Genomic DNA, 26,018 nt, shown 5'->3' on the forward strand with positions numbered 1-26,018 from the left:
CGATAACCTAACTCACTCATGTTTGAAGTCCTATCTCAAATCGACAATGTAAAGCTGAATTTTGGCACTGAGGGTAAGGTGATTTTACAGATGACCATCGCTTTTATCATGTTTGGAGTGGCATTGGAACTGAAGATAGAAGACTTCAAACGACTTTTTTATACCCCAAAACCTGTATTCATCGGCATCATTTCCCAATTCATATTGATGCCATTGATCACATTTCTGATTGTAATAATAATCGGAGCACACATTCCTGTTACGATTGGTTTAGGGATGATACTAGTGGCCTCCTGTCCGGGAGGAAACATTTCCAATTTCATGAGTACGCTAGCGAGGGGAAATATCGCTTTATCAGTTAGTCTTACAGCATTTTCATCGATAGGAGGACTATTACTCACCCCATTCAATTTTACTTTTTGGGGAGGTTTATACATGCATTTCTATGAAAACCCAGGTGCTGATGGACTGGTCAGGAATTTGCAGATTGATACCTGGATGGTTCTACAAACCCTTATTATTCTACTTGGAATCCCAATTATTCTAGGGCTTCTCTTCCAACATCGTTTCCCAGACATAACACTGAAAATTGTCAAATACATTAAGGCCTTTTCAATTCTAGCCTTTTTTTCGATCGTTATCATTTTGTTCATCAAAAACTACGACCTCTTTTTAGGTTACATCCGGTATATCTTTTTCATTGTATTATTCCACAATGCCGCGGCCTTATCCGGAGGTTATACACTAGGTAGCATTGCTTCTCTGAGCAAAAAGGATTGCAAGACAATCTCCATCGAAACCGGTATCCAAAACTCGGCGCTAGCGCTGGCATTGCTTTTCGACCCGGCCATTTTTCCTGAGAACATCCCTGTTGGTGGCATGGCTTACATAGCAGGATGGTGGGGGCTGTGGCACATTGTAAGTGGCCTAACAATAGCTAGCATATGGAGTGGCTTTTCACTGCGAAACATCTCAAATGAGGAATAAAAGCATCTGGTTGCGCTACAAGATTCACCTGAGACTACTATTAACAGCAATTCATTCGTCGAAAAATTCAGGAGACTCACTCGATTCTGAAAAAGCTGCATTACCTCCCCAAGTGTCCGCCTTTCTAATTCTTCCAAAGAAAAACTCCTTTCAGGTAATTGCTCCTTTATCCTAAATCATTAGGAAGATGCCGAAGCAATTAAAAAGTTCATGGAGACCTCAATCAGTTATATAAATAGACACTTTAAGACTACTATTTTATTTGCTTCTACCTCAATTAGTTATAATCTTAACTAATTGATTTTCAGTAGTTTAAGTTGTGTTTTTTAATTTTTTTCATAAACTTTAGATAGAGATAACAACCAATTAAACATCCAGTATTATGAAAAAAGTACTTTCCATTTTTGCGATCGCTTTTGCTATAGCAGTAATCGCTCCGTCATGCTCTTCAGATGAAAATTTCGAAGATATTTCTTCTAACATACAAATTGATCAGACAGCTCCTGATAGTGGAGGATCCGGTGGGGGTGGCACTGAGCCTGGAGGAGGCGGTTGATCGAATTTATGTAAAAAACAACTGAACGGGCGATCATAGATTGATCGCCTTTTTTTATATTTACGGTTAACGTGAATTACTTATCAGTTAAAATATACCTAACCATCATTTTAGCCTCGATAACTTTATCGAGAGTTCACGCCGTTAGTATTAACGAAAACCTGGAGGCTGATACACAGGTCATCTACTCTCTACTGCATTCCAATCCCGACAGTGCAATTATTTTAACTGAACAACTGCGGGTAGCAGCCAAAAAAAATGATGCGGAATTTCATGAAGCAAATAGCCTATACATTATGGGCTGGCTGCAAAAACAGACAAATCAAATAGGCTCCGCTTTTCAGTCTTTTATTCGTGGATTGGAACTGATTGAGGATTCATATCCCCTCGAAGATCAATCCAAGGATTTAAAGGCGAGATTACTTATTGAAGTAAGTCTGGTCCTGAGAGAGCATAATGAGTTTTCTCTTTCTCAACAATACCTTCTGGAAGCAATCGAATTTTCAGAAGAGAATAATTTACCTTCTCGCCTTTGGAATGCTTACTACGGAATGGCTAACTATTTTTCTCTGAACTTAAAAGATTATCATGCCAGCTTAGAATATCTCGACAAAGCATTAGCCGTAGCCTATGAACAAGAAAACCAGGAAAGAATCTGGAACACGTTGAATGAAAAAGGACTTGTCCTCACCGAACTTACCAGGTTCGATGATGCCAGAGCCATTTTTAACGATATCATTAACTCAGAATACACAGATCACCAATCATACAAATTTTATTATCGCCTTGCTCATCACAATATTGGTAATACCTACCTTATTGAAGAAGATTTCATTGAAGCCGAAGGTTATCTTGTGAAGGCCATGGAAATTCCAACTGTGCCCAGGCTAGCCTTTCTTACCCAATTAGACTTAGCAGAAATTTATCATCATTTGGGGAAACCCAATTTGGCAGTAGCCCATGCATTGAGAGCGGAAGAAATGTATCCTGATATTATGGCAATCCCTGATAATTACAAACTCTTCGAGCTTATGGCATCCATTTATTTTGAAATAGGAGAGTTTGAAAAATCATATCATTACAGCCAAAAACACGCTACTGAAAACAAAGAGTTTTTATTCACACAAGAAGAACTGATCAGGATTCGAAATATCTACGCCATGGAGACTTTGGCAGCCGGATTCCTGTCATCACAAGAGCAACGGGGCAATACACATTATTACTCTTTAATACTTACCATCCTTGGAGTCCTCTTGACTTGTGCCCTCATTTTAGGCATGATCAGACAGCATTATCGTAAACAATCAATTAAAAATGAGATTCTCAAATTATATCTATAAAACCATTATAAACCATGAAAATAAGCGATTGCAACCTTTGTCGCATCGCAAACCTATCCACCTAAAAGCCCCCTCAGTTAGGTAAAAATTGACTAAATTTAGTCTATCTCAATACCCGCGATCATGAGAATTTTATTTCTCCCCCTCCTTTGTTTGTCAATATTTCATATTGCGCTAAGTGAGAAATTGGATGAAAATAACCTGGAAATTAGTACAGTAGCTATCTATGAGGCTTTTAAAGAAAGCCCCGATAGCTCCATATCAATGGCAAAAGACCTGGAACTTTTGGCCAAAAAATCAGGCGATAAACATTATGAATTCAAATCGGAATACCTCCAGGGAGTATTGCTCCATCGCTCGAAAAAAATGGGCGAAGCTTTTCTAATGTATTTATCCACGTTAGAAAAGATGTCTGATTACTCGAAAACGGATATAGAGGATCAAAAACTGTATGTAAATCTTCTTGTTAACATCAGTATTATTTTGCGTGAGCATCAGGAATATGGGCTTGCCATTCAATACATCAAAGAAGCACTGGAATACACCGAAGAGCATGATTTACAGATGCTACGCTGGACTGTGTACTACAACATGGCCAAACACATCGCCGCAGAAGGACGAAATTATGAGGATGCGATCCGCTATCTGGATTCGGCTATGAGTGCTGCCAAATTGATCGATAATACTGAAATGTACCTTAATGCTCAAAATGAACAAGGACTCGTATTAACAGACCTTCAGAAATTTGAAAAAGCAAGATCCATCTTTTTGTGCAATCTCAATTATGAAAATACGGACCACCCCTCCTTCAATTTCTACTACAGATTAGCGTTACACAATATTGCAGATACCTATATCCAGTCGGAAAATTTTGTAGATGCTGAAACTTACCTTGTAAAGGCCTCTAAATTCAGCACCATTCCACGTCTTGAATACCTTACCCTAATGGATCTCTGTGAAGTCTATCTCGAATTAGGTGATTTGCAAAAAGCTGAGTCTTATGGATTATTAGCACAGGAATTATACCCGCAGGTAAGTGCGCTACCGCTTAATTATAAGTTATTTGCTCATATGGCCTCTTTGTATTTCAAAAAAGGAGACCATAAAAAATCATATTCATACAGCAAACGACATATCGCTGAAGGGAAGCAATTTCTAAAAACTCAAAAAGAGCTTATTGATATTAAGAACTCTTATTCTATGGTAAAGTTGGCAGCCGGTTTTCTCACCGATCTTGAGGAATCGCAATCAAATAACTACGGTTTTATCCTCTCGATCCTTGCTGGTCTCGTCACTATGACATTATTCTTTGGAAAGGTGAGAAACCGCCTGATTAGGCACAGCATTTTCTGATCACATCAGATTGCCTCGATTGGTGGATTATCCAGGTTTCGAACATCCACACTTACTTTCATTTTTTGCTCACCGGAACTATAAACAATTCCTTTCAAAGGGGTAACATCCGCAAAATCCCGCCCTACTGCAACACGAAGGTGCTTATCGCTTACAAGTAAATTATTGGTAGCATCAAATTCTACCCACTCTAAACCCGGGATATAGATTGCTGTCCAGGCGTGAGAAGCATCCGCACCGATCAATTTAGGCTTTCCCGGAGGGGGAAGCGTCTCAATATAGCCACTCATGTATCTGGCCGCAAGACCTATTGATCGCACACAGGCCAGGGAAAAGTGAGCAAAATCCTGGCAAACTCCTTTTTTATGTTCAAAGACTTCTTCTATTGGAGTACTGATATCCGTAAACCCCGGGGTGAACTTAAAATCATTGAAAATGCGGTTATTCAGGTTGAGCATGGCCTCCATTATTGGGCGACCGGGCGTGAACGACTGTAAGGCATATTCTCTAATTCCTTCCACAAACTTCACATGGTCTGATTCCAGATAAAACTGACGAATGTCATTCATTGCATCCGTACTCTTCAGCCATTCAACCACCTCCTCCCAGGGACTGGTACTTACAGGATCCACATCCATCCAGTTTGGCCGAAGTAGTTCGAGAGTACTTTCCGCAATGACGGTAAGCTTTTTGTGCGTCCTTTCAATTGAAAAATAGATGTACTTATTCTCAAAAAAATCGCTTCTAACCACCTCAAAACTGGGATCAGGAAATATGCTGTAACTAAACTCCCTGACCCGCTGAAATGGCAAATCAGTCGGTACCTGAAACATCACATTGTGACAAAGACTTGCCGGACTCTGATAGATATAATCGGTTATATGATTGACGTGATAGTTCATATTTCCGGCATAATTGAAGTTTGGATCATACTGTACCTGCTGGATACATGATTGAAATACTTTTCATAGACGAGGTTGGAGGTCTCTTTCAACAAACCAATAATATCATCCATGAATAAGCTCAGGTGAGCATAAGAATCCTTATTTTCTACCAGGGTAGAAAGCTTTTGGAGATCGCATAGCCTTATCTTGGTTATTGCTTCAAGCAATTTTTTCCGTGCCGGAGAAAGTGTCTCATTCTCCGAAGCCGGCATACTACTGAGATGCTCATCTATTTTCAATACCTGATAAATAACAGATCTCGGGTTGTCTTCACTCACTATCAACAAATCCAGCACACCCGATAATTCAAGGTTTGATCTGAATCGATACCTGTAAGTCACCAGACTTTCATTACATCGCAGGGTATCTTCCATTAGTCGTTTACTTGCCTCCACATCCAAATGTCCTGTCAACATGGATCTTAGTACAACGCAGTTATTGATTGCTGATTCCACGAATCGACCAATATTGAGCAGATGCCAGGTAGCTTCTCTGGTCATATTGTCAATGTTCAGCCCATAAAATCCCATCAGCTTAATTACCAGGTTATCAAGGCTTTGATAGACCCTGGCCAAATTACCATGAGCACCACGCAGTGCAGAAAACTCCTCGGAAATACTATCAAGTATCCTCCACGTATCTAAACTCAAACGGTCTCTAACCGAGTGCGCATTTCTTAGGAAACTGGATAAACATTGCGCCAGCGACCCAATTCTATTAACATCTGATGCCACGGAGACAAGTTCTTCTTCCGGATTTCTTAGTACCTTTTTTTTGGTAAAACCGGGATGCGTACCAGTAAGCTCAGTGAGGCTCCTCATGAGTGTAGACAGCTCCTCATCCTCCCTTATATGAATATCATCTTCCACCTCGTTGTAGGTTCTTAACACCATCCTCATCAAGCGAACTGTATAAGCAGACCTTTCGAGGTATCGCCCTAACCAGAAAAGATGTTCCCCTGTCCTACTTGGAAGTATATTTCTAACTACCGGAGCAGCCTTTTCAACTTTGGTTTTGGTAGGGGTGGTATCGGAAGACCGTCCAAGCACCCACGTATCCTTGCTAATGCCGCCCGATTGGTTAGATACAATAAACACGCCTTTTGTAGGTGACGTTCGTGACAATCCTCCCGGCATGACCTTATAACTGTTGTTTTGGCTATCAGCAACTATATAGCTCCTAAAAACAGCATTACGAGCCTCAAGCTTACCATTCACCCAGGAGGGAGTTGTTGAAAAATTGACCATTTCCTGTCCTACGTACAGGTAGGGATATTTCTTTATTTGCTCCTTTAGCTGATATAACTCCTCACTGGAAAGTTCACCTCCAAAGACAGACTTATTTACACCGTCTCGGTAAATGGACCTGATAATGAGATTCTGAATATTTTCCAGGACGTACTTTAATTCGCTTTCCTGTCCACACCACCAGGTAGCAACAGAAGGAAGCAGCAATTCTTCCCTCATAATCTCCCGGCAAAGCCTGGGAAGGAAGGCCATCAAACCCGGATTTTCCAGAATTCTGTTTCCAAGAGGGTTGATGACAATGACCTTTTTTTGACGGATGGCCTCCATCAGCCCCACTACCCCAAGATGAGAGTCTCCTCGAAATTCCAATGGATCACAAAAAACATCATCTACCCTTCTTATGATCACATCTACACGCTCAAGGCCCTTTATGGTCTTTAGCCATACATATCCGTCACTCACCGTCAGGTCCTCGCCAAAGGCCAGTGTAAATCCCATAAATGAGGATAAATAAGCATGTTCGAAGAAAGTCTCATTCGTAGGTCCGGGAGATAAGAGCACTACCCTTGGATTCTCCTTATTCCTCACCGAAAGGTTAACCAGTGTGTTTTTTAGCGTCTGATAATAGGAGGATATCTTCCTGACCTGGTTATCCCTGATCATATCCGGGAAAACCCGGGTCATGGCAGAGCGATTTTCGAAGGTATATCCCGCCCCGGACGGAGCATCGGTTCGGTCATGAAGCACCCACATCTTACCGTCAGGGCCACGAGCCAGATCCGCAGAATACTGGATCAGCTGCTGTTCACCCTCAAACTTCAATTTGTCTACCTGCCGTAGAAATCCTTTGTGATTGTAGACCAGTTCAAAGGGTATAAATCCATCACGAATTAGCTGTCGGGATCCATATAAGTCCTTGATAACAATATTGAGCAACTCAGCTCTTTGGATGAGTCCACGTTCGATATTAGCCCAGTCCTCACTTCCAAAGATCATGGGTATTGGATCGAGCATCCATGGGCGGTTCATCCCCTCCGGGTCTCCGTAGACATTGTAGGTCACCCCATTTTCCCGAAGCTGCCTCGCCACTTCCTGCTGGTACTGGGCCATCCTTTCAGCCCCCAGTCTTTCATAATACCTGGCCATCTTATCCCAATTGGGCGAAATCTGACCATCAGTCGTAGCCATTTCATCCACAAAGGGAGTGTTATTGAACATTCTATCGACCAAATAAGACTCAATCATGCACTAAAATTCTACTTTTTCCCGAATTCAGAAAACTATTTAGCACGTTTATATCTGCGCAAATCCATGGTATGTGGAAAATCAGGGTTCACTATTTCACCTGTAGCCTCGTAATTCGGCATAATATTCAATTTCGTAATGAACCTGCCTGCGCCTGTTTGATTTTGCACCGTCGGCTCAACGAGGTTAATAGAATGACCGAAATCAAAAAACCTTGAGATTCGCCTGGACTCCGCTTCATAACTATTGACTGGAAAGGTCTCATAATTCCTACCTCCCGGGTGTGCCACATGATACTGGCAGGCTGCTACGGATTTTTTGGTCCAGGTATCATATAAATCAATTACCAACGGTGTATCCACACCCAGGGTTGGATGCAGCGCCGATGGTGGTTGCCATGCACGATATCGAATGCCTGTTACATATTCGCCATGAATCCCTGTGTTTTTGAGTGGGATGCGAAAGCCGTTACACAATAGTTGATACCTTGAATCTGTCAATCCTGAAATCTTTACCTGAAGACGCTCTAAAGAGGAATCCACAAAGCGTGCAGTTCCCGAACTGGACATCTCCTCACCGAGAACATGCCATGGCTCTATGGCCATTTTCATCTCCACATGAATATCATCCACCTGCAACTCACCCAGGAATGGAAACCTAAAACTAAAGAATGGATCAAACCAGGCAATATCAAAAGCATAACCCGCATTTCTCAAATCATTTACCACCTCAGTCAGATCCTTATAACAATAATGAGGCAATAAAAACTTATCATGAAGTGAGGTTCCCCAACGTACCAGCTTATGATTATATGGCTCTTTCCAAAACCAGCTCAACAGACTTCTTATCAAAAGAAACTGTACCATGCTCATGCGGTAATGCGGTGGCATGTCAAAGCCCCTGAACTCAAGTATTCCCAACCTGCCGCTGGAAGAATCCGGAGAATAAAGCTTATCAATGCAAAATTCCGCCCGATGGGTATTTCCGGTTATATCTACCAGCAAGTTTCTGAATATCCTATCCACCAACCAGTAAGGCACCTCATCTTCCATATGATCCGGAACCTGTTGAAAGGCTAGTTCCAATTCATAAAGCATATCATCTCGGCCCTCATCCACCCTCGGTGCCTGACTTGTAGGCCCAATAAACTGGGTAGAAAAGAGATAGGACAACGATGGATGATGCTGCCAGTAAGTAATAAAGCTCTTTAGAAGATCCGGTCGTCTCAGTAATGGACTATCAGCGGGTTTTACTCCACCCAACGTGATATGATTTCCTCCTCCTGTTCCAGTATGTCTTCCATCCAGGTTGAATTTCTCCGCAACCAATCGAGATTCACGCGCCTTTTCATAAAGCACTTCATAATTGGCTTTCAACTCTTTCCAATTCCTGGCCGGATGAATATTTACCTCAATTACTCCGGGATCCGGGGTAATCATGAACTTCTCAACCCGATTATCCGAAGGGGGGTCATATCCTTCTATTAGTACAGGCATCTGAAGTTTTTGTGCTGCTAATTCAACGGCATGGACTAAATCCAGATAATGTTCAAAATATTGAACAGGTGGTAGGAAAACGAATAGCTTGCCCTGCCTTGGTTCAACAACGAAGCACGTCTTGAATATCTCCTTTGAGTTGTTAAACTTTTCGTTCCAGGCCCCATCAGAAGGTAGGTCCACCAAATCCGGCAAAGCGTCCGTTTCTGCAAACCTATCTCTCTCCGGCTTCACCTCTTCGTCATCAGGGTCGATATACTGGATCGATTTTAGCGGTAACCTTAAACCTGCCGGAGAATTTCCCGGCACCAGGAATATGTTCTTTCTTCTAAAGGACCACAGACAGCTCTGCCAGGTATTTCCATCATCATCCCACCGAATAGGAACTGCGTATGCGGCTGGCTTGTCAAGTCCCTCATTTAACAGTTCAGCCAACTTTTGCCTTTCGAGAGGAGATTTTAAGTCCAGCTTCAGAGGATCGACATTCGTCGGAACCTTACTCTCTTCCCAAATGAAGTAAAATGGATCCTCATAGGCAGGTTGAACATTCTTCGGGTCGACATTCAGTTCTTCACTCAGCGCACTCATGAACTTCTCAGCCTCTACTTGCCCGTAACCATAATCCTTGGAGAGGTCAGCCATGAGTTTGTCATTGCTCCACATCTTCACGCCATCCTTCCTCCAGTAGCAAGCAAGTTTCCAGCGTGGCAATGGCTCACCGGGATACCATTTTCCCTGACCGTATTGCATCAGCGCACCAGTCCCAAATTCATCTTTCAGCTTATGGAATAGCGTATTAGATAAACTCCGTTTGTGCTCTCCATCAGCTGCCGTGTTCCACTCAGCGCCATCCTGATTATCAATGGAAACGAAGGTCGGCTCACCCCCCATGGTCAGCCGCACATCATTGGCCTGAAGTTCTGCATCCACGCGATCTCCTACCGCCAGTATCTGTTCCCACTGGTCATCGGTATAGGGCATGGTCACACGAGGTGTTTCCTCTATGCGCTTTACCGTATTCTCAAAATGAAACGCTGTTTTAGTAGGTTCTGCCATACCGGAAATAGGCGCAGCATCTTGTGGACTTGGGGTACAGGCTAACGGAATATGTCCCTCACCCGCAAATAACCCCGATGTCGCATCCAACCCTACCCATCCGGCTCCGGGAATATACACCTCTGTCCATGCATGTAAGTCTGTGAAATCCTCCTCAGGCCCCGAAGGACCATCCAGTGATTTCTCATCCGATTTTAGCTGAACAAGGTAGCCTGAGGTAAACCTTGCCGCCAAACCAAGGTGTCGGAACAGCTGGACCAACAACCAGGAAAAATCACGACAAGAACCCGATTTGATGGTCAATGTTTCTTTACAAGACTGGACGCCATGCTCCATTCGAATATTGTAAGATAGCAGACCATTAACCATCTGATTGACCTGCACCAGCGCATCGACCGTATTGGTGTTTTTCTTAATTGAAGCTTTGGCCTTTTTTACCAGATCCATCAACAGCTCATCCTCCTCGGTTTTGGCCAGATACGGCTGTAACTGTTGTTTTAGACTTGCTTCATATTTGAATGGAAACTTTTCTGCGTACTCTTCAATGAAGAAATCAAACGGGTTGATGACAACCATGTCTGCTATCACCTCTACATCTACCTCAAAATGGTCGACCTTTTCAGGAAAAACTATTCGTGCCAGATAATTACCAAAAGGATCTTGTTGCCAATTGATAAAATGGTTTTCCGGTTTGATGTTAAGGGAATATCCTTTGATGAAAGTTCTGGAATGTGGAGCAGGCCGCAAACGAATAACCTGCGGGCTTAACTCAATGTGACGATCGTAAGAATATTTGGTGTAATGTCTTAGCGCTACTTTAATGGACATGGCTTACCAACGTTGTTGCCTTTGTATTTTAACAAAAATAAAGCGGAAACGCCCATATGATCACTAAACAAATAGGTGATTAGTTAAAATATTTTCAATTGCCCACTAAAATCATGCACCCTACCGCCCACAAATTTCTTTGAACGAACAATAACTACATTTTTTCTCGTCATCGGTCTGATCAAAAGGGACCGATTTATCAAATACTTCTGTAACCAGCTCAGCTAAGCTCTCTTCAAATTCCTCCAGGTACTGACGGAATTCGGTAACGGGAATACCGGGCTTTCGTGGCTCCTTGTGATACACCCTGGAATCAAAGCCTTTCTTAAAAAGATCGGAGCTATTCAATATTCCCGGCTCTATGATCTCGTATTCTTCCTGGTACTTTTTCATAAACAGGTAGGAATAAAAGAATACCTGAAAAACGGCCTTATTCCTGCCTGCGTCATCCCGATTGGTCAGCGATTCAACAGAATTAAACTCACGTTTATCTCTTCCTGTCTTATAATCCAACACCCGAACCTTCCCCTGCTTATAATCCAGCCGATCAATGATGCCTTTAAGTCTAACTTCTATTGACTCTCCATTTACCTCGATAGGGTAATCTACGGCATACCCATCCCTGGTTCCCGCTTCCAAAGCCACAATTCTAAAAGGAGCATAGGTTTCATCCAATGCCAGGATCTGGTTGATAAATTTTTTAAGAATATCCCAGGCAATGAGCGTGCGTCCTTCGGGTTTGAAATTTTTCTCGTTTTTGATCCCGTAGTGCTTGATAAAAGTTTGCTTCATCGCACCTTCCACACCCGCTTTAAGCCAAAAAAAGTCCTGAGGATAAATTTCCTGTCTCTTTTCCTTTTTAGTGAAATCCCGATAGATCAGTTCCATCGTATCGTGGAGAATATTTCCAAATACCTGAGCATCCATCTCCTCCTGCATTTCATCGGGCTCCCACAGCTGTTCCACATACCTGAAGTAAAATTTCAAGCGGCAATCCAGGTAAATATTGAAGGCTGATGGGGTAAAACGCGAAGCATTCTTCCCCTCTGCACCATCCAGATACCGCCTCATCTTATCAAAGATCTCATCGGTCTTTTCCACGGTAATCGCATCGGTTGACGGCACCTTGACGGGATTAGCAAGAATCTCTGTTTTAAATGGAATACCGGATTCAATCTCCAGTTGCTGAACCAGTCGGCTTATTTCACCATTCAAATTGAACTCTGATACAGTGTTGTAGTAAAAATGAATATTGTCGGCACGTTGAAGCAACCTGTAAAAAAGATAGGCATAGATCGCATCGTGATGATCCTGAATAGGTAATTCGAAAGCTTTGCGAATGTTGTAGGGAACAAACGAACCTCTTTTTGGAGGCGCCGGCCAGGCATCCTCATTCATATTCAGCACAAAGACATTATCAAAATCCAGGTTTCGGGTCTCCAGAATACCCATGATCTGCAATCCATTAAGAGGCTCTCCGGTGAAAGGTATTTTCAAACTCTTTGAGATCTTCCGGAATAGCTTGATAAGAAAGTCGTAACTCAGTTCGTCCTGCCGATCACCGATCATTTCATTCAGGCTTATCAAATGTTCATAGAACCGTACTATAAACTCAAGTTCCAGATCATGTTTCGCCTCCTTCCAATGTGCATGTAAACCATGTAGCACCTCCATGAGGTACTTTAGCGGATGGTCCGCCTTACGAAAAATCAAATTCAGGAGCTCCGACTTAAATTCCAGATCTTCATGATAAATAATGATCTGATTTCGCTTTCGAATATTGCCTACAACTTCTCTCACCTTTTCATCTTCTACTCCCTGAAGTAGTGGGTGGTCCAGAATATCAATAAGCGGTTTGTAGTAAAAAAGCGGCTTACCTACCTCACTTTTTCTAGGTGGGTTTTGAAGCATCAGCAAGCTTTCCAGTAAACTGAACACTGGTGTCTCCTTGAGTGGCAGCCCCATCGTAATGTTCACTTTATCAATACTCTCTGGCAAAGCGTGGAGCACCGGGAAAAGCATATTTTCCTGTGGAAGAACAATAACAGTACGATCAGGAATGAAGTTAGGATCTTGCGCCAGCACTTCAAGCTTTTCTGCCAGCGCCTTAGTTTGTCCAACTTCCAGTGAAACCCCCGTTTTAGTAACCTGTTTACGATTAAAACGTGACTCCTGCTCTTCCGGAAAAGTTCTTGACAAAATAGTATCTCTTGCATACTCACGAAAGAAATACCCTGCCTCCTGCTTCTTATTTTCAAAATAGTACGCGTCTAAATCCCAGGCAATTGAAGCATTTTTCTCTTTGACGAAGTATTTGAAAATTCTCTCCTCCGTCATAGTCAGAGCATTAAAGCCGGCGAAGTAGATCTTTCGATGAAAATCTCCGAAATATTGCTCCAGTTTATCCGAGAACTCCCGATAAATAAGCCCCATGTAGCCTTCTCCTTGCGCAATCAGCTTTTTAGTAAAATCCTCATAGATCGGAAGCAATATCTTCCAGGTTTCCAGGAACGCCTCCTGTGTTTTTGAAGCCTTGGGAAGAAAGCTGGCCCAAAATGACTGGATAACTTTTCTTTCCTCCTCATCCAAAAAATAAAACTCTTCGTCCAGTTCCTTTTGAGTCTTGATGGAAGTGAATAACTTCTTAGGATCAACCAGATAGTGATCTATCTCGTTAAAATCACGAAGGATCATTTCACCCCAGAAAAAGAACTGATCAAATGATTCCTCCTGTTGCTGAAAAGTCTTATACACTTCAAAAAGTGAAAACACCCCCTCAAGGGTATCAATCTTTCTCAATGGCTGGTGACGGAGCACAAAGTCCTCCAGACTAATTACCTCAGGCATCCAAATGGGCTTATCGATAATCTTCGCCAGGGCTTTTCTGAAAAACAGACCCGCTCTCCGGTTGGGGAAAATCATGGTGATGTGCTCCAGGGATTGATTTTCCCTAAGCACCCGCTCAGCGAGCTCCTGTATGAAAGTGGACTTTGGCATTGTAATGAAAAGGCAATCTAAAACATCTGTTCAAGCACAAAAAATAGCACGAGAAGTAGTGTCAATCATTTTATATTGCTCCGCAAAATACCTAACTTCATATTCTAAAAAGAATTTCAAAATGCTTCGAAAGGTCTACTTCATAAGTTTAATAGCCATTATATGTGTTACTCAGGCATTTGCTCAAGAGGATGAGAGCATACATGAGAGAGTAAACAAAATGCACCACCTTCATAAAGGACGGTTGAAGCACCGTGCAAATGAATTTTTGAATTCGTGGAACTCAAGTGCGGACTTGATTAAACCAGCCGAGCATGAGTTAAAGCATAAAATGAAACAAAACAGGCATAAAGGGAAAGATCCTAAAAAAGGCACTGAAAAACTTCAACGAAATTATGACAGAGCCGTGGCTGCGGATGGAACGGAAAGATCATTTTTAGCGGAGACTTTCGCCTTGCCTATGTTGCATGAGTTAGATCATAATGGTGATGACCTCAGTGGAGAAGACATCTACACGGCACAATACGTTATCAAGTTTGTTTTGGGTGTTCCCAGGTTCAATCACGGAGAACTGGACATTGAAAACCACCCCCAGATTGAAAGTGAACTAAAAGCATTGATCGAAAAATACCCTGATAACGCTGCCCACGACCAGGAAATAGACGGACATATTATTAAGGTTTTTCGAGATGAGGCTGATGCCTTCTTTACCAAGTTCGTCGCAGAAAACAGAGCTGATTACCTTAATAGCAACGGAGGAAAATCCAAATCTTCTTCCAACCTCACAGGTATGAATTGTGGGGAAAAATACGAGTACCTGAAGAAGCAGGGTATTATGCACTAAAACTGCTTTAGGAAGGGCCCATAACCTTATTTTCCTGGCGAATAATTTTTCGACTTTCTTTACCTCGAATGGCCCCTTCCCTTTCATCGAGCCATACAATAGCACCTGTGGCGCATCGATCTATGGCTTCTTTGCCCTGTCTATTGGCTCCATAGTCAATTACGGGTAAATTATTGATCATTTCGATTAGGTTTGGCGCGGCATCCACAACACATTTTCCACATGCCGTACATCCCACCTCACAATCCTCCAACACTTTATCTCCAAACTCAAGGTTTTTACAGGCTACCCATAGCTTATGACTCACTGGCTCAAGAGAAAATAAGCCCTTTGGACAAACCTCTACACAATCACCACAAGCGGTACACTTGTCGGAATTGACGACTGGCAAACCATGCCCATCCATCTGAATAGCATCAAACTCGCATACAGCTTCACAATCTCCGAATCCAATACAACCCCAAAAGCACCCCTTTCCACCTCCTGAAATCAGTGATGCTGCCTGACATGATGGTAGCCCATTATAATTGGCCTTATTTCTGGCAACATTAGCCCCGCCTGCACACGCCAGACGAGCCACCCTTTTCTCCTCCTCCCCTAATGAAATGTCCAGGTATTGCGCTATTTTCTCTCTTGCCTCAGATGTTCCTACCGTACATTTTCCTGGCAAAACTTTACCGGCCACCAAAGCTTCACCGAAAGGCCTGCACCCCGGAAAGCCACATGCTCCGCAATTTGCATGCGGAAGCATCTCTTCTACTTTATCAATTCTCGGGTCTTCATAGACGTACAATTGCTTATTCGCGAAAACCAATGTAATCGCAAGCACGAGTGTGAGACCTCCAAGTATTGCTAAAGCAAGAAATACAACCATTTTAATAAAGTTTCTAATAGATCACTTCAGCCCATTTATTTCCGGCAAGTAATTCAGCTTTTCGGGTCAACCATTTATCATCCGAGCCAAGAATGACAGAAAATGCTTTATCCAGTTTGTTTAGGATTTTACGATACCCTGCCACATAAACATAGGTGTTGGCATGGCTCAGCAATTCCCTGATTTCACCTGCTCTTTCCTCTAGCGTCTGATCCAAAGCAATAGGGTCAGCCCACTCGGGTCTTGGACTTAAGGCGTGGAAAGCTTTGAACGTATCCTCGTCATAATATTGATTCAAATCCCCATTTTTTTCATTTAAATAAAGTAGCTCTAAGCCACTTCGAGCACCATAGAAAAGGCGAACCTTACCTTGCCACCCTCCTACATTTTTGTATATATGTTTCACAAAGGCTCTAAAAGGTGCGATACCTGTTCCCATCCCGATCAAGATCATGTTTGCAGTCTTATCTTCGGGCACTTTAAAAGGCAAATCATATGGCCCGGTCAGCGTAATGATGTCACCCTCAGACCTGTCACACAAGTAATTGGAAACTATGCCGTAAAATTTTTCCCCACTAAAATCATCAATATAGGAGCATCGCTTCACGAGCATTGTGATGATCGTTTTTCCATCTTTTGTCTCCGGGATATCAGCTACACTATAAAGTCGGTGATAGTAGTCATTACCAAAGTCCCCTTTCATATCCACAAAAACGCCGAAACTCCAATCAACTTTGCATTTGAAATCACTATCTGCGACTTCTAGTATTATTTCCCGAATTTCATCGGTTCCTGGAGGCGTAACCCGCTCCGTACTCTTGACAACTGCCTGGTACCGGAGGTCTGTATCATAATGCGCTATATGTGCCATGTTTACCTATTTTATTAACTTGAAATCTTTATTTCTACATGCTTTCGTACAATTACAATTCCCACAAGTTGTGCGATCCGCCATTACATCCTCATCAGAAATGTATTCTGCAAAGACCCGCTTCCATAGCCATTGAATTGAGACCCAAGTGGTCATGAGTCCGATAATTATTCCGAGTGCCAATGCCAATGATCCCCACATTTTTATTTTTTTAAATATTAACTACCAAGTCCTGAAAACCCCATAAAAGTCAATGACAAAATACCCGCTATCAACAGCGTAATGACGGTCCCTCTTACAACTTTAGGTGTATCAGAAAAATCTAATTGCTCTCTTAGTCCGGCCATCAGCATGAGGGCCAGTGTGAATCCCGTTCCTGCTCCCAGTGCAAACACAAAGCTTTGAACCAGATCATATTCCTTATTGGTTTGGAAAAGCGCCAAACCTAAAATTGCACAGTTGGTGGTAATGAGCGGCAGAAAAATACCCAGTGCCCGAAACAATGCCGGACTCATTTTTTTGATGAACATTTCTACCAATTGCACGGTAGAGGCAATTACCACGATATAGCTAATCAATTGTAAATAGGGCGCATCCAGTAAGACCAAAAGCCAATGTATACCATAGGCACATAGCGAACTAATGAGCATCACGAAGGTCACCGCCCCTCCCATTTTGGTAGCTGTTTCCATCTTTCCGGAAACCCCCAAAAAAGGACATATCCCGAGGAAATACGCCAGAACAAAATTATTAATGAGGCTGGCGCTAATAAAGATGTATCCAAGTGACTCTTCGTTCATGCTTTCCGGAGGTTAGAAGTTTTGAAAACAAGCAACCAAATGGCCAGCGTAAAAAAACCACCAGCCGGCAGAATCATAATAATCCATTCCTGAAAGGAATCGGGAAATATTGAAATATTGAAAATGGTACCATTACCCAATATTTCTCTGACTCCCCCGAGGCACACCAGACCAAAGACAAATCCCACCCCCATTCCCAAAGCATCGAGTGCAGATCTGGAAATGGTATTTTTAGAAGCAAATGCCTCAGCCCTGCTTAAAATAAGACAGTTGACAACTATCAAGGAGATAAATGCTCCAAGGCTCTTATGTAACTCCACGCTGATCGCCTGAATGGCGTAATCAACCATGGTCACGAATGTGGCGATGATCAAAATATAGGTAGCAATTCTTACTTGCTTGGGAATAAACCTTCTGAGGGATGACACCAATACATTAGACATTAGCAGCACGAAGGTCGTCGCTAAACCCATAGCCAATGCGTTTTCGGCTGTGTTAGACACGGCCAATACAGGACACATGCCCAGTACCTGTACAAATACTGGGTTCTCCTTCCAAAGACCTTTTATAAAGTCATTGGTAGACATAGTGGTACGATCTGCGTTTTCACTCATCGAGTTGCTTTATTTTAAATTCATCCATGTTTTTACGAATAAGTGGAAGCCACTCTGAAGTACTCTGCTCTAAAATGCTTGCCACAGCTCGAGATGATATAGTAGCTCCTGTTATACCATCTACCTCCCATGAGTTTTGCTTCAACCCACTTTTCACAGCTATAATTGGATGCTCCTTACTCAGCCCTGAAGCGCCCAACTTCACATCCATTTTTTTAAAGTTTTCCTGAAAGCTTTTGTCCTTTTCAATCTTATCTCCAAGGCCGGGTGTTTCCTTACTTTCGAGCACGTGAAAACCTATCACCTTTTCAGCCGCAGGGTCATATCCGTAAAGAACTTTGATTACATCTGCATAGCCTTTTCCTGACGCCTCAATGGCCACCCCGACCAGTCTGCCCTCTGCGGTATAGCCCGCATAGACCTTATTAACTGACTCGTTTTTACCCGGTTGTGCAATTATCTCCCCAGCTTCATCTATCAAAAATGTCACGCTCTCATTACTCCCCGGCAGGACCTGAAAAATTGCTTTCTGAAGTGCTTCCTCTTTTAAATACCTGACACGGGGCAAGGTTCCTTCATAGGTGAGCACAATTAAAAGTGCGCAAATCAGCCCGATGCCGACCATTGCCTGAAGCATCTTCATACTTCCTGTATTTTCCTGTGATATGGTTTGGGGCGCGTTCATATCCGGACTGTCTTTTTTGTTCCATAAACCCTGGGCTGGATGAGTTTATCTATATGTGGTGATGTTGCATTAGCGAGTAAAATGGCATACATCACACCTTCGGGCAGTCCACCCCATATACGAATCACGACAACCATAACACCAATAAAAGCTCCGTAAACGACCACTCCCCATGAGGTGATCGGGGATGCCACCATGTCTGTGGCCATAAACACTGCTCCAAGCATCAGTCCACCTGAAAACAGCATAAACTGGGGAGTGGGGTACACCTGAGAATCAATAAGATGAAGCACTCCACTGAACAGGTACACCGTAACCAAAATGGCTATTGGAATGCGCCAGTTCATCATTTTTCTTGCAACCAGGTAAAGGCCCCCAAGCAAAATAAAAATTGCACTGGTCTCCCCCAGAGAACCACTTGTAAACCCCATCATCAGCTCGTATCCTGAGGTCACAACATGATCGAATTTGAATGCGGATAGTGGAGTAGCTCCTGACACCCCATCGGTCACCGGTTCAGCAAATGGAAACGTCAATACCGAGGCATCAATTGCACTAAATCTGTCCATCGCTTTGGATGGGTACCAGGTGGTAATTGCCACAGGAAAGGCCGCCTGCAAAAACGCTCGTCCAACCAAAGCAGGATTAAAAACATTGTATCCCAACCCACCAAATACAAATTTTCCGAGGGCTATACTGATCACACCCCCAAGAAAGGTCATCCATAGAGGGAAGATTGGGGGGAGAGTCATGCCTAATAAGAGTCCGGTTATCATTGCAGACCAATCCGAAATGGTTGTCTCCTTTCCGGAAATTCTGCATAGAACATGCTCGGTCAACACACAGGACACCACTGAAGTAGCAATGACCAGCAAGCCATTAAAGCCAAAATTGTATACCGCAAAGCCAACGGCGGGCATTAGTGCTAATACCACCTGCTTCATGATATAATCGGTACTAATACCTTTTACAAGATGAGGAGAGGTGCTAATATTTAAGGTTACCGAGCTCATAATCAAGCGGGTTGTTTTGACTTTTGTCGTTTCCGAACAATTGATTTCGATACCCTGAAATACTGAACAAGAGGAATGTGTGAGGGGCAAACAAATGAACAGGACCCACACTCAAAACAATCCATTAGGTGATGTGTATCCGCCATTAAATCATAGGCCTCATACTTAGCCAAAATACCCAGTTTAGAAGGATTGAGAGACAAAGGACACGCATCAACACAGGCACCGCATTTGATACACGGATACACCTTTGTTGAACGAACTACATGCTCATCATCAAAAACCACCACACCGGAAGTTCCCTTGGTAATAGAAATGTCCAGATTGGAAACTGCCATACCCATCATAGGGCCTCCCATGTAGACTTCACTAATGTTGTCAGAAACCCCCACCTGCTCTAGTACAAAACGAAGTGGAGTACCTACCGGGATCAGGTAGTTGCCCTTTTCCCTTACCCCGGGCCCGGTTATCGTAACCACCCTCTCCTGAATGCCCCGGCCCAGCGGCAGCAATCGGCCAATTTCTGCCGTGGTTGCCACATTAACCACCACCCCTCCAACATCAATAGGCAAGCCTCCTGATGGCACCTCCTTTTTGAGAATGGAAGTAATGAGCATCTTTTCAGATCCCTGAGGATATTTAACTGGAACTATGTGAATCTCCACAGGTAAATCCACTGGCTTGCGCTGCTCCAATAGTGATGCCGCATCAGCTTTGTTAGCTTCAATTCCTATTACAGCACGAGACGCACCTGTTACCTTTAAGAGGTATCGTATCCCCATAAAAATATCATCGGGCTGCTCCAGCATCACCCGATGATCGGTGGTGAGAAAAGGCTCACATTCTATTCCATTTATCATTAATACCTCACAGCTTTTGCCATCGGGTACTTTGATTTTTACATGTGTGGGGAAAGCTGCACCTCCTAAGCCTACAATTCCTGCAGCCTGAACAGCCTGCATAATTTCTTCAGCTGAACTATCCAGCCCTACGGGCTTTCCTTCGATTACTTCCTGTCCGGATGAAGGAGAGGTAGCCAGAAATATCCCCGGAACCATATTGCCGGATAAAGCAGGCACCATGGCAATCTTCCGAACGATGCCAGACACAGGCGCATGTAAAGGAACTGACACGTACCCGGAGGCTTTGGCTAGTAATTGTCCACGACTTACCTCCTGGCCTTCCCTGACCACAGGTTCAGAAGGGCCACCAATGTGTTGCGCAAGAGGTAGAACAATCAAAGGAGCAAAAGGAAACTGACGAATGGCCAGACCACTCGTCTCTTCCTTATACTCCGGCGGGTGTACCCCATGCTTGAATGTATTTTTATTCAGGCCAAACACCACGCTAGCTGTTAGTTAAACTTTTTCGCTCTTTCAATCCATTTATCCAAATCCGCTTCATTTTTATCCAGCGGAAGTCCCGGATGAATCACCCCTGCAGTACACTTCTCAGCCGCCTTTACCAGATCCTGATATGGTCCCCCTTTCGGGTTAGTGATTACAATCTTTTTGTCATCATTGTATGCAAAAATTTTGTCGTTGATTTTCAAGCACTCATCACATGCGGTGCATTCTTCCGTTTCAACCCAGGGTGAAGAAGATTGATCCAATACTTGTGAAGCCTCTTCTACCTCCGCTTCCCCTTCCTCTTCTACCAGATCGACCAATCCCTGTCCATTACCTCCCGCCAACTTCATCAGGCCTTTGGCAATCTTGCCTACCACCTCGGTTCTGATCTTACCTTCAATGTCCTCCTCAACTACAGGCTGCTCTTCTCTTCCCGCCATGGCTCTCAGCATGACCCAGAAGTTTTTACGTTCCTCGGAAGATTCTACAATTGGTTTGGCTACAATCACCCTACTCAGGTGTTGCTGCTTATCCACTGCCCATATGTAAGGAAACTTACCGGTTCGGTCTGCTTCGTCCAGTTCAAGAAATTCTGATAACACCACCATATTGTCATTCCAGGTATCCCTCGGAGCTTTTCTGAAATGCTTCCTGAATCGGGCCTCGGTGATAGCAAAGTCCGCAAAGGTCATATCCAGTTCCATGAATTTCTCTCGGCCATTTTCCAGGTATTTCAACTTGTATTTAGGCCAGATTTGATCGATATCCGGATTTCCGGAGAGATCAAAAGCATCTGATGCTCTCACTCCCTGATCAGGGTTGTATCGGAACAACGGATAAGCACGAGACTCGACAGCCAGTTTTGCCTGATGAGTCCCCAAATCATCAGCCACGCCATGTTCCGGCTGGCAAGTGGTGTATAGATTAAACAACGCCGGTCTTCTGGCAGTCAGGCCTTCAATAAAACCTTCTATCATGTGGCTGGTATTAGCCAACGTTCCCTGCATCACATAGGTATTGCGATGAGCCATGGCAATCAACCCAATCTCCTTACGCGGTTCGGGTTTTCCTTTCCATACCTTTCCATACTGCGCCATATCGGAGACCTGACCTATAAAACCAGAGGTACAGGCTTGTCCACCCGTATTGGAGTATACCTGGGTATCCACCACTATCACCTTAATGGGCTTACCGGAAGCCATCAAGCGAGACAGGTTCTGAAAACCAATATCATACATAGAACCATCACCACCCAATGTCACCACAGGTGGGCAAAGTTTCCACTCATCGTCGGTAAATTGATGCCAGTTGAAATAGGTGAAAAAGTCTTTATGTTCTGCTTCAACATAAGTTCCGGACAATTCCATTTCCGCCCTACGAATGGCTTTAAAACCATCAGCCATTTTGGACATGTGCCCCTCAAAAATTCCCATGGCCAGCGATGGAGAATCCTGAAACAGGTGGTTAGCCCAGGGAAATGGATAAGGATTGTACGGATAGGTACTTCCCCATACAGAGGTGCATCCGGTAGCATTGGTCATTCCCATAGAAGCCCTGCCATTTCCAGTCGTACCCTGCGTATATTTCCATTGGAGTTGCTTTAGTTTGGCAATGACCTGAGTAATTTCCCTTAGCCAATCCCGGTCAATAGGCTCAGTTTCTTTTTGAGACTCTATTCCAGAGGTCAGATCAGAGAGTTTGATATCAGCCTTATCCACATTAGCGATGATCTTACTGATCATTGCAGGGTCATCCACTTTTAAGTTGTTTAAAAGCCTGGAGTTGATGTGTAACTCAAGCTTATTAATCAACTCTTCTAAATAATTGAGATGTTTTTCTACACGAGGCTGCATGAGCGACTCCACGGTGGCAACAAACAAATGGATAACCGACTTTTCTGAGCAACCAAGGCAGGCTCCATCTCCACTTGCAAAGTGCAGGTAAGCCTCCTTATTCAACAGAATCGTTTCAAGCGGTCCAATCTTTTGTTCCAGATCATCGATGCGATTGAATTTTTTAGGAGTGCTTGGCAGGTCCATCCACAGATCCCAGTTCTTTCTAAGTCCCGCGACTCCTGCTTCGGTCTGAACAATTGGTTTTAAGGCCTCATCATCACAAACCTGGATACATTCCATGCATCCCTTACAAGTGGAAGGATTAATAGTAATGCTAAACAATCCACCGCTGCCCGGTTCTTTCTTTTCATGTAAATCAAAATACGGACGTGTCAATGCAAACTCGAAATCGCCGAGTTCTTCTCTAAACCATTCGAACTCCTGCTCAAGTCCCTGCTTGTCGCTTCCCTCAGCAATAGCCATGTCTATGGCGTCTTGCATCAGGTTATTGACAGTTGCTTTACTGTCCTTCTCATTGAAAAGGGCTCTTAATTTAGGTTCGAGCTTTCGTGCCTCTTTTGGTAAATGATCCAATTTGGGGTGATTCTTTTTCACCCGTTTAACGAGTGTTTCTATGACATCAGAAACCTCACTTACTAATCCGGGTATGGCGGTATCAGGACAAACCGTATAACAGTTACCGCATGCAGTACAGTTGTTAGCTATCCACTTTGGATGTTCGAACCTGATTCCCGTCATATCTCGGAATAATGATGAAACAGCTGGCATTACACTCATCCCGATAAATGGATCAGTGATGTTGTCATTGCCATTTCCTTTTTGGTAGAAGTTTCCCGTCTGTTCCCAAAACCTGTGAATATCACTGATACGTGAACCACTAACCGGTACGTTTTTCAGCATTTTAGGAATAGGGATTTCAGGGCTTTTAACTTCTACTGACTCACCTTTGGATAATACCTTTTCTTTGATTTCATGTATTTCATCAAAGCCTCTTTTCACCACACGCATATTGTCGTCGACCACTCGCTGTCCTTTAGAGCCAAACTTGTGTTGCAGTTGACTTTCTATGGCCTTCAGCAGTTGAGCATCAGTAAGTTTTGCTTTTTCTTTTAGGGGTGAAGCCGCGAAAAAAGCTCCCTGAAAGGCGATCCCCTGCATTCTCAACTGAAGTTCTGAATCCGTAGCCTCCTCCCTCGCAATCTTGAACCCATCGATATAAAAAACATGAATTCCATTATCTATTATAAGCTTTTGATAATGCTTTGGAATATCCTCCCAAACTTCCTGTGGTTTCGACTTATCACTCTGTATGATAAAGGTTCCTCCTTTTTTCAACCCGGAGAGTGCGTTGGTATGCTTAAATACATTTGGGTCTGGTGACAGCACCACATCAACAAAATGAAACTCACAATTCATCCTGATGGGTTCAGGAGCAGCAGCCAGATAATAAGTTGTTGGCTGACCTTTCTTTTCTGAGCCATATTTTGGATTGGCCTTGATGTCATAACCCATCAAATCAAATAGGGTCATGGCGAGGTTCTTACCTGTAGTGATAGCTCCCCATCCGCCCACGGAATGAAACCGAACCGTGATCGCATCTTTGGGCATCAGGTTTGGATTTTCAGATCCATGAACGGCCAGTTCTTTTACATTCGGGTAAGCCGCAGTAATCGACTCCTGATATAGTCTTTGCTTAGGCGTAAATGGATTGTCACGAATAAAGTCAATCGACAGATAGAATTGTTTTTTGTGCTTTCCATCAGGAAGCATGTTTTCGACGGCACCAATGATTCCCTCAGCTTGCAAATCCCGGCTACCCATACCAAAAGACCCGGAGTAAATAGCAGGTGTATCGGCTGCTATAAAACTCTCCAGGTCAGGGTATGGTTTATCCTTCTTATGGACACCATTTTCCAGGCATTTCGAAATAACTGCTCTCAACTCCCGAACGATTGGCAAGTCGACCGCAAGGGGCTGATCCAAACGCTCAAGAACGACTACTCCCTTTTTACCTTTAAGCACCTTGGCCAGTAGATCTGCAGGAAATGGTCGGAACATGACAAGGTCGACCACTCCAACTTTAAGTTTCCTGGTTGATCTTAAATAATCGACCACCACCTCTGCGCTGGTCACAACGCTTCCCTGCCCCAGGATGAGGTAATCGGCATCTTCAGCTTTGTAAGTCATCACTCGTTTGTATGCCCTACCCGTCAGGGCAGCAAACTCGTCAAATGATGAATCAGTCAGTTGCTGGATGTGATCAAAAAAGAAAGGACGTTGTGCGGCCACACTTTGCATGTACGCATCCTGGTTTTGGACTATTCCAGCCATAACCGGGTTGTCCACATCCCATAATTCCGGAATTCTCCTTCGGGTCTCACCGTAGATGATTCTTTGCGCAGGCGTAGGGGTCGGTATGATATCATCAGGCAACCCAAGGTATTCCTTGATCAGTTCTCGTTCCGGCAAGTTGAGAGACTCAATCAGGTGGGTTGTCAGAAAACCATCCTGAGCAACCACACCCGGAGTAAGCGCCAGTTCTGCTATTTTATGAGCAATGATATTGAGGTCAGCAACGTGCTGTGCGTTCTTGGCAAATAGTTGGAAAAATCCCGTATCGTCAATGGCATGGTAGTCATCATGTCCGGCATGCACATTCAAAGTAGACTTGGTCATCGCCCGTGCTCCGATATTGAGCACGTAGGTTAAGCGTTTCCCAACAGCGGCATATAACGACTCGTGCATATAAGCTATGCCCTGCCCGGATGAAAAGTTAGCCGCTCGTTGACCGGTCATAGATAATCCCGCTGTCACGGCAGCAGCGGCATGTTCGCCTTCCGGTTCTATAAATATTAATGGTCTATCGGAAATATTCAGATGGCCCTTCGCAGCCTCTTCTGCCCAATATTCACCCATCTGAGTAGAAGGAGTGATTGGGTATGCACCAGCCGCATCGGAAGATTCTCTTTCGCACATGATCGCGGCCGTATTTCCATCCAATGCTACTCTGACTCCCGGATACTTAAACGATTGCTTCTTATCCATGACAAATTATGTTTTATA

General features: G+C 43.6%; 17 protein-coding genes. 5 read left to right on the plus strand and 12 right to left on the minus strand.

Features of this window, described 5'->3' with window-relative positions; translation table 11 throughout:
- Positions 1–18: 18 nt before the first annotated feature.
- The 4 genes from NXR94_RS09350 (at position 19) to NXR94_RS09365 (ending at position 4,236) form a co-directional block, all read left to right on the plus strand.
- Positions 19–987 (plus strand): bile acid:sodium symporter family protein, encoded by a 969-nt coding sequence (locus tag NXR94_RS09350; protein WP_258104353.1) that lies wholly within the window; start codon positions 19–21, stop codon positions 985–987.
- Positions 988–1,369: 382 nt separating this feature from the next.
- Positions 1,370–1,543, plus strand: a complete 174-nt coding sequence (locus NXR94_RS09355; RefSeq protein ID WP_258104354.1) for a hypothetical protein — start codon at positions 1,370–1,372, stop codon at positions 1,541–1,543.
- 71 nt (positions 1,544–1,614) lie between these two features.
- Positions 1,615–2,883 (plus strand): tetratricopeptide repeat protein, encoded by a 1,269-nt coding sequence (locus NXR94_RS09360; RefSeq protein ID WP_258104355.1) that lies wholly within the window; start codon positions 1,615–1,617, stop codon positions 2,881–2,883.
- 123 nt (positions 2,884–3,006) lie between these two features.
- Complete coding sequence (locus tag NXR94_RS09365; protein WP_258104356.1) at positions 3,007–4,236, plus strand: lipopolysaccharide assembly protein LapB; 1,230 nt, start codon at positions 3,007–3,009, stop codon at positions 4,234–4,236.
- 5 nt (positions 4,237–4,241) lie between these two features.
- Here the strand turns inward: NXR94_RS09365 and NXR94_RS09370 are convergent, their stop codons facing one another.
- The 4 genes from NXR94_RS09370 to NXR94_RS09385 form a co-directional block, all read right to left on the minus strand.
- A complete protein-coding gene (locus NXR94_RS09370; protein ID WP_258104357.1) occupies positions 4,242–5,138 on the minus strand; it encodes a transglutaminase family protein in 897 nt (298 codons plus the stop codon).
- Complete coding sequence (locus NXR94_RS09375; protein WP_258104358.1) at positions 5,135–7,672, minus strand: circularly permuted type 2 ATP-grasp protein; 2,538 nt, start codon at positions 7,670–7,672, stop codon at positions 5,135–5,137. The genes NXR94_RS09370 and NXR94_RS09375 overlap by 4 nt, the downstream gene beginning before the upstream one ends.
- 35 nt (positions 7,673–7,707) lie before the next feature.
- Positions 7,708–11,052 carry a DUF2126 domain-containing protein gene (locus tag NXR94_RS09380; RefSeq protein ID WP_258104359.1) on the minus strand — a complete coding sequence of 1,115 codons (3,345 nt, stop codon included), beginning with the start codon at positions 11,050–11,052 and terminating at the stop codon, positions 7,708–7,710.
- Between the two features lie 120 nt (positions 11,053–11,172).
- Positions 11,173–14,049, minus strand: coding sequence for a PD-(D/E)XK nuclease family protein (locus NXR94_RS09385; protein WP_258104360.1), 2,877 nt, complete (start codon positions 14,047–14,049; stop codon positions 11,173–11,175).
- Between the two features lie 121 nt (positions 14,050–14,170).
- Between NXR94_RS09385 and NXR94_RS09390 the strand changes: the two genes are divergently transcribed.
- Positions 14,171–14,893, plus strand: coding sequence for a hypothetical protein (locus NXR94_RS09390; RefSeq protein WP_258104361.1), 723 nt, complete (start codon positions 14,171–14,173; stop codon positions 14,891–14,893).
- A 7-nt stretch (positions 14,894–14,900) separates the two neighbouring features.
- Here NXR94_RS09390 and NXR94_RS09395 read toward each other — a convergent pair whose 3' ends face one another.
- The 8 genes from NXR94_RS09395 to NXR94_RS09430 form a co-directional block, all read right to left on the minus strand.
- Positions 14,901–15,767, minus strand: coding sequence for an RnfABCDGE type electron transport complex subunit B (locus tag NXR94_RS09395; protein WP_258104362.1), 867 nt, complete (start codon positions 15,765–15,767; stop codon positions 14,901–14,903).
- 13 nt (positions 15,768–15,780) lie between these two features.
- Complete coding sequence (locus tag NXR94_RS09400; RefSeq protein WP_258104363.1) at positions 15,781–16,638, minus strand: ferredoxin-NADP reductase; 858 nt, start codon at positions 16,636–16,638, stop codon at positions 15,781–15,783.
- 218 nt (positions 16,639–16,856) lie between these two features.
- Entirely contained in the window at positions 16,857–17,438 is a 582-nt protein-coding gene (locus NXR94_RS09405) for an electron transport complex protein RnfA (RefSeq protein WP_258104364.1), read from the minus strand.
- A complete protein-coding gene (rsxE, locus tag NXR94_RS09410) occupies positions 17,435–18,052 on the minus strand; it encodes an electron transport complex subunit RsxE (RefSeq protein ID WP_258104365.1) in 618 nt (205 codons plus the stop codon). Before rsxE ends, NXR94_RS09405 begins: the two co-directional genes overlap by 4 nt.
- A complete protein-coding gene (locus tag NXR94_RS09415; protein ID WP_258104366.1) occupies positions 18,045–18,737 on the minus strand; it encodes an RnfABCDGE type electron transport complex subunit G in 693 nt (230 codons plus the stop codon). Before NXR94_RS09415 ends, rsxE begins: the two co-directional genes overlap by 8 nt.
- The gene (locus NXR94_RS09420) at positions 18,734–19,750 is read right to left on the minus strand and encodes an RnfABCDGE type electron transport complex subunit D (RefSeq protein ID WP_258104367.1); all 1,017 of its coding nucleotides are present in this window, start codon (positions 19,748–19,750) and stop codon (positions 18,734–18,736) included. The genes NXR94_RS09415 and NXR94_RS09420 overlap by 4 nt, the downstream gene beginning before the upstream one ends.
- Positions 19,751–19,752: 2 nt before the next feature.
- Complete coding sequence (gene rsxC / locus NXR94_RS09425; RefSeq protein WP_258104368.1) at positions 19,753–21,096, minus strand: electron transport complex subunit RsxC; 1,344 nt, start codon at positions 21,094–21,096, stop codon at positions 19,753–19,755.
- 8 nt (positions 21,097–21,104) lie between these two features.
- Entirely contained in the window at positions 21,105–26,000 is a 4,896-nt protein-coding gene (locus NXR94_RS09430) for a 2-oxoacid:acceptor oxidoreductase family protein (protein WP_258104369.1), read from the minus strand.
- Positions 26,001–26,018: the final 18 nt, after the last annotated feature.

Origin of the sequence: Marinoscillum sp. MHG1-6, assembly GCF_024714475.1 — a bacterium.
Taxonomy (GTDB): Bacteria; Bacteroidota; Bacteroidia; order Cytophagales; family Cyclobacteriaceae; genus JAMZMI01.

Bases quoted from the DNA above. Each gene is read 5' to 3' on its own strand.
- NXR94_RS09350 (WP_258104353.1), top strand. From the start codon at position 19: ATGTTTGAAGTCCTATCTCAAATCGACAATGTAAAGCTGAATTTTGGC.
- NXR94_RS09355 (WP_258104354.1), top strand. From the start codon at position 1,370: ATGAAAAAAGTACTTTCCATTTTTGCGATCGCTTTTGCTATAGCAGTA.
- NXR94_RS09365 (WP_258104356.1), top strand. From the start codon at position 3,007: ATGAGAATTTTATTTCTCCCCCTCCTTTGTTTGTCAATATTTCATATT.
- NXR94_RS09370 (WP_258104357.1), bottom strand. From the start codon at position 5,138: ATGAACTATCACGTCAATCATATAACCGATTATATCTATCAGAGTCCG.
- NXR94_RS09375 (WP_258104358.1), bottom strand. From the start codon at position 7,672: ATGATTGAGTCTTATTTGGTCGATAGAATGTTCAATAACACTCCCTTT.
- NXR94_RS09380 (WP_258104359.1), bottom strand. From the start codon at position 11,052: ATGTCCATTAAAGTAGCGCTAAGACATTACACCAAATATTCTTACGAT.
- NXR94_RS09385 (WP_258104360.1), bottom strand. From the start codon at position 14,049: ATGCCAAAGTCCACTTTCATACAGGAGCTCGCTGAGCGGGTGCTTAGG.
- NXR94_RS09390 (WP_258104361.1), top strand. From the start codon at position 14,171: ATGCTTCGAAAGGTCTACTTCATAAGTTTAATAGCCATTATATGTGTT.
- NXR94_RS09395 (WP_258104362.1), bottom strand. From the start codon at position 15,767: ATGGTTGTATTTCTTGCTTTAGCAATACTTGGAGGTCTCACACTCGTG.
- NXR94_RS09400 (WP_258104363.1), bottom strand. From the start codon at position 16,638: ATGGCACATATAGCGCATTATGATACAGACCTCCGGTACCAGGCAGTT.
- NXR94_RS09405 (WP_258104364.1), bottom strand. From the start codon at position 17,438: ATGAACGAAGAGTCACTTGGATACATCTTTATTAGCGCCAGCCTCATT.
- rsxE (WP_258104365.1), bottom strand. From the start codon at position 18,052: ATGAGTGAAAACGCAGATCGTACCACTATGTCTACCAATGACTTTATA.
- NXR94_RS09415 (WP_258104366.1), bottom strand. From the start codon at position 18,737: ATGAACGCGCCCCAAACCATATCACAGGAAAATACAGGAAGTATGAAG.
- NXR94_RS09420 (WP_258104367.1), bottom strand. From the start codon at position 19,750: ATGAGCTCGGTAACCTTAAATATTAGCACCTCTCCTCATCTTGTAAAA.
- NXR94_RS09430 (WP_258104369.1), bottom strand. From the start codon at position 26,000: ATGGATAAGAAGCAATCGTTTAAGTATCCGGGAGTCAGAGTAGCATTG.